This is a genomic window from Blautia sp. MSK.20.85 (assembly GCF_013317245.1).
Classification (GTDB): Bacteria; Bacillota; Clostridia; order Lachnospirales; family Lachnospiraceae; genus Blautia_A.
Window position 1 is genome coordinate 1 of record NZ_JAAIUN010000095.1, and the last position, 684, is coordinate 684.

The 684-nt window shown below is 43.7% G+C and carries 1 protein-coding gene; it reads left to right on the plus strand.

Annotated features, from left to right (window positions below; genetic code table 11):
- On the plus strand, nt 1–583 hold a 583-nt coding region (locus tag G5B12_RS17040; RefSeq protein WP_147343531.1), incomplete at its 5' end, for an IS200/IS605 family accessory protein TnpB-related protein.
- Nucleotides 584–684 lie beyond the last annotated feature (101 nt).

Here is a 684-nt window from a genome sequence, read left to right on the forward strand (position 1 = left end):
ATTGGAAAGATATTTTCATAAAGAGATTGCAAGGGTGCAGGCACAATGGTATGGACAGCAGTCTGTGAAGGGAATAAAACATCCAGTCACATCAAAACATATTCGCAGATTATATCAGAAAAAGCAGAACTCGGTAACGGATTATCTACACAAGATCACAAGATACTTTGCAAAATACTGCCGTGAACAGGGAATTACCTGTGTTGTGGCAGGGGATATCCGGAATATCCGGAAAGGAAAAGACCTGGGACACAGAACAAACCAGAAGTTCCACAATCTGCCGTATAACAGGCTCTATAGCATGATGGAATATAAGCTTAAGATGTACGGGATCCGTTTTGTAAGACAGGAAGAAAGCTATACCAGCCAGTGCAGTCCGCTGTCACCAGAGGTGGAAAAAAGATATGCACAGCCATGCAACCGAAAACAAAGGGGACTGTACAGGGACAGAAACCGGAAGTATAACGCAGATGCTGTAGGTGCATATAACATCCTGAGAAAATATCTCTCCGTATCCGGAGAGAAAAAGGAACTGTCCGTAACCGGACTAAAAACGCCAGAAATAATAAAAGTAGCTGTATAGCTCTAAAGAGCAAACAGTAGTGGTGTCATGGACGCACCCTGAAAAGGCGGTATCCCGCCTTAATTCAGATGCTCTGGTAACTCAGTTGCCGAGTAGTTCAC